The following is an 11,580-nucleotide window of genomic DNA, read 5'->3' as shown; positions in this document are numbered from 1 at the left end:
CACCGGAACCGAACCCGGGATCGGCCGAACGCGCCGCCCTCCTCTTGGCGGAGGAGGCGCGCCTGCCGTTCCTGACACCCGAGGAGGTCGACCGGGCCTGTGCCGCCCTGCCCGGCGTCATCGCCGGGCTGCGCGCCACCCCGGCGCGAAGGCCGCCCGGATCCACCCCGGACGACCTGCGTGAGCTGTCCGAGGAAGCGCTGGATTCCCTGTTCGACCCGGCCCTGCGGGAGCGGCTCACCGGGGTCCCGCGAGCACATCCGCGACTGCTGCTGCTCGGTGGCCAACCGGGTGCGGGCAAGTCCACCCTCCAACGCCTGCTCCTGCCGGCCCTGCCCAAGGGCACCGTCGGCTACGACGGGGACGACCTGCTGCGTCTGTCGCCCGACTACGAATGGGCGATGGGCGCCGACGACAAGGTCGCCTCCACATCCGTGTCCAAACAGGTGGGAGCCCTGCACGGGCGGGCCTTGGAACATGTTCGTCGCGGTCGCCACGATGTCGTGTGCAGCCACCCCCTGGGCCGCGCCGACCGGGCCGCCTCCTGGGTGTGGGGCTTCAAGGAGGCCGGTTACCGGGTCGAGGTCGCGTTCGTGGACCGGCACTCCCGCGCCACCCGAGACCAGGGCTTCGGCCGGTGGTTGCCGAAAATCCACCATGACCGCTTCTACCTCGGGGTTCCCAACACCATCGAGTTCCTGGAGACCCACCGTCTGGTGGACTCGATGTACGTGCTGTCCCGCGAGGGCGAGGTGCTTTACGCCGACCACCAGGACGACGGCGGTTGGTACCGGGAGCCGTTCGGCCGGGTCGCGTTGGAGGCCGAAAGGGGCCGGCGCGAGCTCTGGCGCGTCGAGGACGACGTCTAGGATCCCTGCCCATGGACATCTTCAACGCGAACCCCCTGGTGGTGCGCCAGCCCAAGCGCTTCATGGTCGACATCTCCGACTACGAGGTGTACGACGCCCACGGCCGCCCCGTCGCGCAGGTGCGCGAACAGGGCGCCGACGGTGGCATGCAGGTGCTTCGGGCCCTGTCCCGCAACACCGGTGGGTTCGAACGGCGCGTGCACGTCAACGACATGTACGGGCGGCCCCTGCTGGTCATCCAGAAGCACTGGTCCTGGATGACCGCCTCCACGAGCGTGAACCTGCCGGACGGCAGACCGGTGGGGACGATCGAACAGGACCTGAAGTTCTTCGGCTCCAAGTTCACCCTGATGGACCCCTGGAAGCGGGTGGTCGGCGGCATCGAGGGCGACTTCATCGGTATGGACTTTCGGCTCAAGGACCACGCCGACCACGAGATCGCCCGTGTGGACCGTCGCATGCCCGACCTGGGCGAGCTGTTCACCACGGCCGACAGCTACGCGCTGCACCGGCGCTACCCCTCGCTGCCCCGACCCCTGGGCACGCTGGTGGTGGCCTCCGCCATCGCCATCGACCTGGTCCTGAAGGAAGGCAAGTGAACCGGAGGCCCCGGGCCGTTCACCCCTCCAGGGCGGCCATGGCGGCGCGGTCCTCTTCGCCGAAGCGTTCCTCCAGGGCTTCCGGGGAGGCGTCCAGGTCGATTCTGGCCACCGGTACTCCTCGGGCGGACTCGATGGCGCCCAACCGGCGGGTCGCCCGGTCGGCGGCGTAGTCGAGCAGCTTGCCGGGGGGTGGTTCGTACCGCTGGACCTCGGGGTCGTCCGAGGGGGTGTCGCCCCGTTCGACGGTGCCCAGCACGTGTGGCAACAGCTCTTCGAGGCGTTCGCTCACCACGTCCCAGTTACGGTCGTCGGCGGCCACGTGGCGCCGGCAGGTGAAGGTTCCCCAGGCCATGTGACGGCGCTCGTCGTCGCCGATCCGGCGGATGATCCGCCGCATCCCCGGGAAGATCCCGCGTACGGTGCACACGTGATTCCAGGCGTAGTAGCCGGTCAGCGCGAGGGAACCCTCGATGATGTGGTTGTAGGTGACCGAGGCGCGTACCTGGTTGCGCGGGCTCGGGTCGTCCAGGAGCGCCTCCAGGGACCGGGGGAGCTCGTCGTAGAACAGCGCTCGGTAGCCCGGGTTCTTGTCGACGAAACCGTGCAGGTCGTCGTGGACGCCGATCGCGTCCAACCACAGGCGGAAGGCCTGGACGTGTTTGGCCTCCTCGAACGCGAACTGGGTCAGGTACATCTCGTCGCCCAAGCGGCCCTCCGCGGCCATGGCGCGAAGGAACGGCTGGATGTCCTCGGTGACGGCCTCCTCCCCGGCGACGAAGAGCGAGCACAGCCGCAGGATGCGGGTCCTGGCCTCGTCGTCGAGCGCCTTCCAGTCCTCGGCGTCCTGTTCCAGATCGACGTCGGCCGGGTTCCAGAACTTCGCGTTGCCCTTGACGAACAGCTTGAGGGGGAGCGAGTCCCAGTTCAGGCCGCCGCCTCGCAGCGAGTGGAAGCCGTCGCGTCGGGGTCTTCGGGGGGTCGTCGTGGCCATGTCGCGTACCTCCGTGGGGGGTGGGGTCGCACTCATGATTGGACACAATGGCCTTCCGTGTAAACCCCTGGAGGTGGTCCAGGTCACCGCGGGCCCGGGTTTCGCGCGGATCGCCTGGTGGGGTGGGATCCGGTCGGAGTCGGCGGCGATCCGACACCGCCGGAACGGTACGGTCGAAGGAATACGCTCGCTTGAACGATCCGATCGGGGGACGACGTGTTCTGTGGTGATCCCGGCAGTGCCGGCTACTCCGCGTGCGCCGCCCAATCCCAGCTCTTCGCGTTGGCCTCGGCGATCCCCGCGCTGCTCGGCCTGGCCCTGCTGGTGGCCGCCTTCACGGCGCCCTCCGTGCGGGGGGACCGACCGCTGCGCACCCGGACCCTCAGCTACTCCCTCGTGGCCTGGGGGATCGCCGCGGGAACCTACGTGATGGGCGGCCTGCCCTCCCTGTAGCCCCGGGCCTCCGCTTCGTCGGTATCGCGGTCAGATCTCCTCGCCGGCGAGCAGGTCACCGGCGTCGGCGATCCGGTAGGCGTACCCCTGCTCGGCCAGGAACCGCTGCCGGTGGGCGGCGTAGTCCTGGTCCAGGGTGTCGCGGGCGACCACCGCGTAGAACCGGGCGGTCCGGCCGTCCGTCTTGGGGCGCAGCACCCGGCCCAACCGTTGGGCCTCCTCCTGCCGGGAACCGAAGGAACCCGACACCTGCACCGCCACGCCCGCCTCGGGCAGGTCGATCGAGAAGTTCGCGACCTTGGACACCACCAGGGTGCGCAGCTCACCGGAGCGGAACGCGTCGTACAGCCGCTCGCGTTCCTTGTTGCGGGTCTCGCCCTTGATCACCGGGGCGCCCAGCCGCTCCCCGAGTTCGTCCAGCTGGTCGATGTAGGAGCCGATCACCAGGACCTGGTCCTCGGGATGGCGATCCACGATCTCGCGCACGATCGACGTCTTGGACCCGGTGGAGGCGCAGAACCGATACCGGTCCTCCGGCTCGGCGGTCGCGTACGCCAAACGCTCGGACTCGGTCAGGTCCACACGGACCTCCACGCAGTCCGCCGGGGCGATCCACCCCTGGTTCTCCATGTCCTTCCACGGGGCGTCGTAGCGCTTGGGACCGATCAGGGAGAACACGTCGCCCTCACGGCCGTCCTCACGGACCAGGGTCGCGGTCAGCCCGAGACGCCGCCGGGCCTGCAGGTCGGCGGTCATCCGGAAGATCGGCGCGGGCAACAGGTGCACCTCGTCGTAGACGACCAGGCCCCAGTCACGCGCGTCGAACAGCTCCAGGTGCGTGTACACGCCCTTCTTGCGCGAGGCCATCACCTGGTAGGTGGCGATGGTGACCGGCCGGATCTCCTTCTTGGTGCCCGAGTACTCGCCGATCTCGTCCTCGGTGAGGGAGGTGCGGCGCAGCAGCTCCGCCTTCCACTGGTGCACCGAGACCGTGTTCGTCACCAGGATGAGCGTGGTCTTGCCGGTCATCGCCATGGCCGCCGCGCCCACGATCGTCTTGCCCGCGCCGCACGGCAGCACCACCACGCCGGACCCGCCGGCGTGGAAGCTCTCGGCGGCCTCCTGCTGGTAGCCGCGCAGCTCCCAGTCGCCGTCGGCCAGGTCGATCCGGTGCTTCTCACCGTCGACGTATCCGGCCAGGTCCTCGGCGGGCCAGCCGATCTTCAGCAGCGCCTGCTTGAGGTTGCCGCGCTCGCTGGGGTGCACCGATACGGAGTCCTCGCTCAGACGCTCGCCCAGCATCCCCTTGAGCTTCTTGGCCCGGACGACCTCCTCCAGGACCGCGCGGTCGGAGGACTCCAGCACCAGACCGTTCCGGGGGTCTCCGACCAGCTTCAGCCGCCCGTACCGCCCCATCGTCTCGGCGATGTCCACGAGCAGCGAGTGCGGCACCGGGAACTTGGAGAATCGGATGAGGGCGTCCACGACCTGTTCGGCGTCGTGTCCGGCGGCCCGTGCGTTCCACAGGGCCAGCGGGGTGATCCGGTAGGTGTGCACGTGCTCGGGCGCACGCTCCAGCTCCGCGAACGGGGCGATGGCCCGGCGGCACTCGCCGGCCTGTTCGTGGTCGATTTCGAGGAGCAGGGTCTTGTCGGACTGGACGATCAAACAGGACACGCGGGGACCTTCCGAAGCGCTGTGAGAGGGGTGGCCCCCGGTGCAACACCGGACGCCGTCCGAACATGCCCGTCAGGATTCGATGATGATCATGGTGATGACGAAACCGAAGAACAGCACCAGGAGGCCGAGGACCACCCCGTTGGCGATCCAGGCGTAGCGGGTGAACCGGGAGACCTTCTCCTGGTCGAAGTTCTCGCTGACCGCCATGATCGAGAAGATGAGTCCGACCGCGGCGAGGAGCCCGTAGCAGGAGATCACCAGGAGGATCGAAGTGACCAGCGCGCCGATCGCACCGCCCTTCGACAGCGGTACCGGGTACATCGGGTAGGCCTGCGGCGGATAGGCGGGCTGCTGCGCCATGTGGGGATTTTGGTAAGGGTCCTGGTACGGGCCGGGCGGGGGCGGTCCGTAACCCGGTCCGTAACCCGCTCCGTAATCTGGTCCGTAACCCGGGCCACCGTACGGGGCGGAGGCGGAGTAACCACCCGTATGGTCGCCTTCCGGCGGACCCGGGTTCCTGTCGTCGTGCATGTCGTGCCTTAGATGTTCGGGCTCCGTGTCGGGAGCCGGGGGATGGGGGCGGTCAGAATCCGAGGAGAACGGCCAGGGCCGCGAAGACGATCACGGGGACCACGAAGATCACGGACAGAGCCACGTAAGCGAAGTTACAGGCCCAGGTGTACCGGATGTACTTCTCCACCTGGACCGCGTCGGGGATCTTCCACAGGGCCATGATCCCGAGGACGATGCCCGGGAGGTTGGCGACGAGCACGAAGAACCACAACCCGAGTGAGAGGCCTAGCGCCGGGACGATCAGCGTGAGCCCGGCGACGACCAACGCGGCGACGGCCCCTCCGACCCTGGCCGGAGGGCCGGAAGGCCCCGGGGAAGACGGGGCCGAGCGCGGCTCCGAGGCGTTCGGAAGGCCGGTGGCCGGGGGTGTGGTCGGCGGGGGTGAGGTCCCCATGGGTGCGGCGCCCACGGGACGCATGGGGCGTCGGTGCGTGGCCGCCACGTGGGCCGTGCCCTGTCCTCGTTCCCAGAAGGACCGAGGATCGCTCCGGTCACTGCGCAAGGCCTACCGTGCCTCCCTTGTCCAAAGACGGAAATGTCGGGTCCGGTCCCTTGCTCGCATACCCGCCCCCGTCGGTTCGGACGCGGAACGGAGGCTCTCGGTTCCGCCAACCGGCGGTCAGTACTGCGTCACGTCGACGATGCCCTGGATCCAGTCGCCCGCCTGCGTGAACATGACGAACGTCAACACCGCCATCACGAAGAACATCACCGCCGCGGCGCCCAGGCAGTACCAGGAGTAGCGGGTCAGGACCTCGGCCTGGTCCGCGCGGCCCCGGTCCCGGGTGTGCGCCGCTCGGACCGCGAAGGTGATCCCCGCGATGCCGAAGATCCAGTTGGCGCAGCACAACGCCGTCACCAGGTGCAGGATCAGCGCCATGGTGGAACTGTTGGCGCCTCCGCCCGCGACGGGCGAGGAGGTGGAGGCGGAGCGGTCCTCGTCGCGCCCCCTCTCGGGCGCCCGGTCCCGTCCCTCGGGTTCGCGGTCCTCCCTTCCCCGGTCACGGGGGGAGGAGGCTCCGGGGGGCAGCGAAGCGTTGCTCATTCGGGGTGTCTCTCGCCGTTGGTGGTCGACAGGGCCACTCTAGTCCGTGTCGTTCGGAGCGTGAGTGGGATGAGGGGGTCAGGAGTCGGCGGAGAGTTCGGCGATGCCGGTGATCCGGTGGAGCGCGAACCGGTGCACGGCGTCACGGGTGGTGTCGTAGGCGGTGAGGAAACCGCCGTCCACGCGGGCGGGCACCACGATCCGGCTGACCTGGCGGCCGTCGGTGTCGGTGTAGCCGATCCACACCCGCCGCTCGTCGGCCAGGACCCGTCCGAGCACCTCCACGAGCGCGTTCACGCGCGCCGCCGGGCTGCCGTTCTCCGGCAGTTCCACCGGAACCCGTGCGACGTTGGCGGCCTCGTCCCCGGCGCGCAGCGCGCGGACGGCGGCACGGGTCAGTTCCGGGTCGCCGGAGTACTCGGGGGTGGGGATCCCGTCCGGTTCGGCGCGGCGTACCTCGGGCCGGCTCAGCCGGATGGTCCCGTCGCCGCTCTCGGCCACCGGGTGGTAGCCGAGCCGCTCCAACCGCTCCATCAGGGCGGCGCGGGTGAGCCCGCTGACCACGACGGTGGGCGCCAACAGCACCAGCTCCAGATCGGTGGCCCGCCGGTCGCCGACCAGTTCGGTGAGCAGGGCGGGCTCGTCGCAACGCAGGTAGCTGGCCGCGGATCCGGCGCGCAGCCTGCCGTGCCTGCGCCCCACGTCCGAGATCAGGTAACGCAGTGCCTGGGGCAGCGGCGTACGCGAGTGGCGTTCCAACATCGAGGTGAGGTCGGCGACCCCGCGTCCGGCGTCCAGCGCCCGACGCACGGAGGACTCGGTGAAGCGGTAGACCGTGGCGCCGCCGGTGGACTCCACGTCCGCGGTCAGGGCGAGTTCGCGCGCCAGCTCGGTCACCAACGGTCCCGGGGCCACCGCGGTCATGTCGCCCTGCACCAGCACGTAGTCCAGCGGCTGGGGCAACTCGGTGGCCAGGAGCGCCGCGGATGCGTCCTCGTCGCCGGAGAGCCACGGGCGGGTGTGGGCGGCGAGGGCGCCCATTCCGGTCAGGCCCAGAGAGGCCGCCTCGGCCATCGTCGCTTCGACCAGTTCGGTGTACAGGGGCGACTGACGGCGAGGATACCGCCAGGCCAGACGGGCTTTCAGGGAGTCGGCCCCCGGGGCCGTCCCCGGCTCGGCCGTCGCGAGTTCGGTCAGGACGTCACGGCGAACCTGCGGCGCGGCCGGGCGCACCAGCCCCGGGCCGAGCACGTTCTGCGCGCGTCCACCGGAGTCCTGGGCTCCGGCCAGGGAGGGAGCCCGGCCGGAGTCCGACCAGGCCCGCGCCAAACGCGACCACCGGCGTTCCGGGGGGCTTTCCCGCCACAGGTCGTACTCGCGGGTGGGCAGCCACTCCCCGGACAGTCGGTCGTCGGTGGCGAGCAACCCGGCGGCGCGGGCCGACTCCAGCAACAGGGCGGCGGTCGTGTCGTCGGTGTCCATGGTCTGAGCGGCACGGCGCAGGTCGCGTACGCCCAGGCCCCCGTTGCGCAGTACCGCGGCGGGCTCCTGGGACCAGCGTTCCATGAGCTCCTCGACGGCTCGCAGCACCACGAAGGCCTGTCCCGCGGCGGCGCGGGAGACCGTGTCGGGATCGACGGAACGCCCCTCGATCCCGGGCGGGGTGGTGTCGACGTCCTGGAACAGCACCCCCGAACGAAGGAACAGGCCGACCTCGCGCGGCAGCGTCAGCGTGTCGTCGCCGGTGGGCAGGAGCAGCCCGCGGGCGATGAGGGAATCCACCGGTGAGGACGCCGTGGCGAGGGAGACCTCCCGTCGGGCGTCCGTGACGGTGCCGTTGGGCGGTCCCCAGGTGAGACTGTCCAGCAGTCGTCGGGCGGAGGCGTCGACCTGTTCGACGAGGGCGTGCACCCGGTCGGGGTCGGACAGGGCGGTGGCGACCGACTCCACCGGCGACTCGGTGGTGCCGTGGGGGACCAGGTCGTCGGCCAGACGTTTGACCGCCTCGTGCGACAGGGCCGCCAGCGGAACCCGCGCGGGCGGGCCCAGGCGCGCGGGGTGCGGCAGTAGTTCGCGCAGGACCTGCACCGGGCGCAGACGGCCCTGGTCGGGCCAGACCAGGGCCAGGGACTTCAGGGCGTTCAGGGCGGCGTCGAGAGGTTCCGTTCCGGGTGAGCCGGAGGAGTCGAGCCCGAGCCCGTGTGCGAGATCGGAGGGGAGCGCGCCGACAGGTTCCGACAGGCGGTCGTCGCCCAGGGCGACCACGGACTCCAGTACCTGGAGCGTGAACCGGTCCAGCCGCTCCAGGGCGCGCAGTGTCGCGTTGCGCGAAGTCGCACGGTGGGCCAGCGCCCCGATGTCCGCCGGGACCGGGTGACCCAGGTCGGGGCGGCCACGCAGAAGGGCGGTGAGTTCCTCGTCGGAGCGGGATCGCAACCAGGAGGTGAACGTGGGGGGACGTCCCGACATGGGATTGTCGGGACTGTCGCCTGAGGACTCGGGCCGTGCGTTGTGCGTCATCGGTTTCAACGCTAAGCGATCTCGCCCCTGGGATCGCACCGCCTCCCCGCCGGGCTCCCACGACACCGTGGTCACAACGCTTCAGGCCGATTCCGGTGGGAATTCGCCGGCCGAAAATCGCTGGGGAGGGGTTAAAAGGCAGGTCATTGTGGGCCAATATGGGGCCATGACCCAGCGCTCGGAACAATTGGTACTCGACTATCTCTCCGAGGTCGGACTCGCGCTGTACGGTCGTGTCTCGGCGAAGGAACGGACCGCCTATCTGACGGCTCTGCGCGCGCGTATCGACGAGCGCAGAAGGGCGGCCGGTGACGACGTCGACACCGTGCGGCGAATTCTCCGCGGCTTCGGGGCCCCCGAACACCTCGTGCAGGAGGAGTTGACCGGCGAGGCCTTCGACCTCGAGGACGACGAGATGATCCCGGCCAGGCCCCGGCACGCGGATCGACCCCCACCGCCCTGGCGCGGTGGCCCCAGCCAGGGCCTCATGTCCCTGCTGGAGGGCCCCGGCCAGACCGAGATGCGGATGGACGGTCGGACGGCGCGCCGGCCCGGGGTGATGCGCAACAGCCTCCTCCTGGTCCGCCACCACGCCCCCGAGGCGGTCGCACTCGGCATGTTCGCGCTCGCGGGCGTGTGGTGGGACGCGGCCTCCGTGTGGGTGCTCGGAGCCGCTCTCCTCCTGCTCAGCCAGGTGTGGGGAACCCGTGATAAGTGGATCGGGGTGGGGCTTCCACTCCTGGCCTGCGTGGTCGGGGTGGCCCTGTGGGACGGTGACGCGAAGTTCATCGACCTCTACATCCAGCAGGCCCTGCCTTCGACCGGGGTTCCGGCTCTGGCCGTGGCCTCCCTCGTATGCGTGCTCTACCTCTTCCCCAAGGCCGCCCGTTCCGCCCGGGCCGCCGACCGGGTCGGCGGCTGACCCGAACCGAGCGACCGACCGAGCCGGGAGCCTTCGCCCCGGACTCGTCCCCGCTGGTCATCGCTTGGCAAATCCTGGGGAATACCTTTTCCGGTCGGCCCGTTACGGGGCATCCACAACCGGCACCTCGGGTAGTCATGTCGGTATACCGCCGCTTTCGCACATGGCGGTCGCGTCAGGTGCTCCGGCCTCCAGCCCGGGCGCCGACTCGTCGACGTGGTCCCCGACTCCGCCGAGTCCCGTCCCACACTCCGCACCCAGCGGCGACGGGGCCGACGTCGACACACGAGGCCCGGGTGAGCCGTATCCGGGCCTCGTACGCATGTCCGGCCCCCGCCTCCTCGACCCGTATCGACCACGCACAATTCCCTCTCGCTTTGGGAAGCGCCCGGGTACTAGCCTTGACCTCAACTATGGAAACCAGGGGTCGCCGGGGTGGGGAAAGGTGGACGGCACCGCTTTCCACGCCCTCGCGTCGCCCGCCAGTGAAAGCATGAGGTCTCTACCGTGCCCACCGGCAAGGTCAAGTGGTACGACGGCGACAAGGGTTTCGGCTTTCTCACCCGGGACGACGGCGGTGAGGTCTTCGTCCATTCCACGTCCCTGCCCCCCGACACCACCTCGCTGCGCCCCGGTCAACGGGTCGAGTTCGGTGTGGCCGAGGGGCGCAAGGGCGCCCAGGCGCTGCAGGTGCGACTGCTCGAGACCCAGCACTCCGTGGCCAAGGCGCGGCGTAAGAAGCCCGACGAGATGGTGGTCATCACCGAGGACCTCATCAAACTCCTCGAGAACGTCTCCAACAACTACCGTCGGGGCCGTCACCCCGACAAACGCGAGGCGGGCAGGGTCGCCCAGGTGCTGCGTGTGGTGGCGGACGACCTGGAGGCCTGACCGGTGAAGGGCGTGGTGGACGGCCTCGGCGTCCACCACGCCCCGCTCCGGTACCCGACGAATGTGACGAACCCGGAGACGATCGTTACCGGAGGCGCCGGGGAAGGAGCGCAAAGCGGCCGCTACCGGCCGGTCGCAACGACCTTCCAGGCAGACGGTGTGACAAGAGATGACCAAGAGGTCGCAATCGGACGAACCTTGACCGGCGTTGTGGTCAAATCGGTGCCCGCGATCAGTGAGAATGGGTGACGTGAGCCCTTCTCGACGTTCTCCTGTACCGGACAAGGCATGTATCGACGCGGTGGATCTGGCCCGCTCGGTGGCAGCGGAGGTCGGGCGACCCGAATGGGTGGGTGAGCACCTCACCGCCCAGGTCGAGGACACACGCCTGGTCACCCACTACTTCGAGTGCCTGGACCCCTCCTACCCGGGATGGACCTACGCGGTCACCGTGGTGCGCGCTTCGCGTGCCAAGAACGTCACGGTCAACGAGGTGGTCCAGCTTCCCGGAGAGGGTGCGCTCGTCGCGCCCGAGTGGGTTCCATGGAAGGAACGAGTGCGCCCCGGCGACCTCGGCGCGGGAGACCTCCTGCCCACCGAGGAAGGCGACGAACGACTCGTCCCCGGTTACGCGCAGGTGCCCGACAGCGAACTCGACGCCGAGGGCATGGACAAGCAGATGGTGTGGGAGCTCGGACTGGGCCGTCGCCAGGTGCTCTCCGAAATCGGCCGTGAACAGGCCGCGGAGCGCTGGTACAACGGCGACGCCGGACCGCGCAGTCCCGTCGCCACGGCCGCGCCGGCCCGCTGCGGCACCTGTGGCTTCATGACCCCGCTGGCCGGTGAGCTTCGCCAGATGTTCGGGGTGTGCACCAACGAGTTCGCCCCCGACGACGGCAAGGTCGTCTCGCTCGACCACGGCTGTGGCGCCCACTCCGAGGTCCGGCGACCCGGCCCGCAGAACGAGCCGGTCGCACCGGTCGTCGACGAGATGGGTTACGACCACATCGTCTTCGACGACACCACGGAACTGG

Annotated in this window: 12 protein-coding genes; 6 read left to right on the top strand and 6 right to left on the bottom strand. The window is 69.8% G+C overall.

What is annotated here, in order from left to right; all coding sequences use genetic code 11:
- A partial coding sequence (locus tag K8V84_RS24275; protein ID WP_304078948.1) for a zeta toxin family protein occupies positions 1–869 on the top strand: 869 nt, incomplete at its 5' end.
- An 11-nt stretch (positions 870–880) separates the two neighbouring features.
- Positions 881–1,468, top strand: a complete 588-nt coding sequence (locus tag K8V84_RS24270; RefSeq protein WP_304078947.1) for an LURP-one-related/scramblase family protein — start codon at positions 881–883, stop codon at positions 1,466–1,468.
- Positions 1,469–1,487: 19 nt separating this feature from the next.
- Here the strand turns inward: K8V84_RS24270 and K8V84_RS24265 are convergent, their stop codons facing one another.
- A complete protein-coding gene (locus K8V84_RS24265; protein WP_304078945.1) occupies positions 1,488–2,462 on the bottom strand; it encodes a R2-like ligand-binding oxidase in 975 nt (324 codons plus the stop codon).
- A gap of 216 nt (positions 2,463–2,678) precedes the next feature.
- Here K8V84_RS24265 and K8V84_RS24260 point away from each other — a divergent pair, with 216 nt between their 5' ends.
- Positions 2,679–2,915, top strand: a complete 237-nt coding sequence (locus K8V84_RS24260; RefSeq protein ID WP_304078944.1) for a hypothetical protein — start codon at positions 2,679–2,681, stop codon at positions 2,913–2,915.
- Between the two features lie 30 nt (positions 2,916–2,945).
- On the opposite strand, the gene K8V84_RS24255 is transcribed toward K8V84_RS24260, so the two are convergent.
- From K8V84_RS24255 to K8V84_RS24235, 5 genes are all read right to left on the bottom strand, one after another.
- A complete protein-coding gene (locus K8V84_RS24255; protein WP_304078943.1) occupies positions 2,946–4,592 on the bottom strand; it encodes a DNA repair helicase XPB in 1,647 nt (548 codons plus the stop codon).
- Positions 4,593–4,664: 72 nt separating this feature from the next.
- On the bottom strand, positions 4,665–4,955 hold the full coding sequence (locus K8V84_RS24250) for a hypothetical protein (RefSeq protein WP_304078941.1): 291 nt from the start codon (positions 4,953–4,955) through the stop codon (positions 4,665–4,667).
- A gap of 223 nt (positions 4,956–5,178) precedes the next feature.
- On the bottom strand, positions 5,179–5,433 hold the full coding sequence (locus K8V84_RS24245; RefSeq protein WP_304078939.1) for a hypothetical protein: 255 nt from the start codon (positions 5,431–5,433) through the stop codon (positions 5,179–5,181).
- 354 nt (positions 5,434–5,787) lie between these two features.
- Positions 5,788–6,213 (bottom strand): hypothetical protein, encoded by a 426-nt coding sequence (locus tag K8V84_RS24240; protein WP_304078937.1) that lies wholly within the window; start codon positions 6,211–6,213, stop codon positions 5,788–5,790.
- A gap of 78 nt (positions 6,214–6,291) precedes the next feature.
- Positions 6,292–8,733 (bottom strand): helicase-associated domain-containing protein, encoded by a 2,442-nt coding sequence (locus tag K8V84_RS24235; protein ID WP_304078935.1) that lies wholly within the window; start codon positions 8,731–8,733, stop codon positions 6,292–6,294.
- Between the two features lie 166 nt (positions 8,734–8,899).
- Between K8V84_RS24235 and K8V84_RS24230 the strand changes: the two genes are divergently transcribed.
- The 3 genes from K8V84_RS24230 to K8V84_RS24220 form a co-directional block, all read left to right on the top strand.
- Positions 8,900–9,655 (top strand): hypothetical protein, encoded by a 756-nt coding sequence (locus K8V84_RS24230; RefSeq protein WP_304078933.1) that lies wholly within the window; start codon positions 8,900–8,902, stop codon positions 9,653–9,655.
- A gap of 507 nt (positions 9,656–10,162) precedes the next feature.
- Entirely contained in the window at positions 10,163–10,546 is a 384-nt protein-coding gene (locus K8V84_RS24225) for a cold-shock protein (RefSeq protein WP_304078931.1), read from the top strand.
- 301 nt (positions 10,547–10,847) lie between these two features.
- On the top strand, positions 10,848–11,580 hold a 733-nt coding region (locus K8V84_RS24220), incomplete at its 3' end, for a DUF3027 domain-containing protein (protein WP_304078950.1).

Origin of the sequence: Nocardiopsis listeri, from assembly GCF_020741345.1 — a bacterium.
In the GTDB taxonomy this organism is placed as follows: Bacteria; Actinomycetota; Actinomycetes; order Streptosporangiales; family Streptosporangiaceae; genus Nocardiopsis; species Nocardiopsis listeri_A.
The sequence above is the reverse complement of the archived record's forward strand: the minus strand, read 5'-3'. Positions and strand labels throughout refer to the sequence as shown.

Bases quoted from the DNA above. Each gene is read 5' to 3' on its own strand.
- K8V84_RS24240 (WP_304078937.1), bottom strand. From the start codon at position 6,213: ATGAGCAACGCTTCGCTGCCCCCCGGAGCCTCCTCCCCCCGTGACCGG.
- K8V84_RS24230 (WP_304078933.1), top strand. From the start codon at position 8,900: ATGACCCAGCGCTCGGAACAATTGGTACTCGACTATCTCTCCGAGGTC.
- K8V84_RS24270 (WP_304078947.1), top strand. From the start codon at position 881: ATGGACATCTTCAACGCGAACCCCCTGGTGGTGCGCCAGCCCAAGCGC.
- K8V84_RS24235 (WP_304078935.1), bottom strand. From the start codon at position 8,733: ATGACGCACAACGCACGGCCCGAGTCCTCAGGCGACAGTCCCGACAAT.
- K8V84_RS24250 (WP_304078941.1), bottom strand. From the start codon at position 4,955: ATGGCGCAGCAGCCCGCCTATCCGCCGCAGGCCTACCCGATGTACCCG.
- K8V84_RS24265 (WP_304078945.1), bottom strand. From the start codon at position 2,462: ATGGCCACGACGACCCCCCGAAGACCCCGACGCGACGGCTTCCACTCG.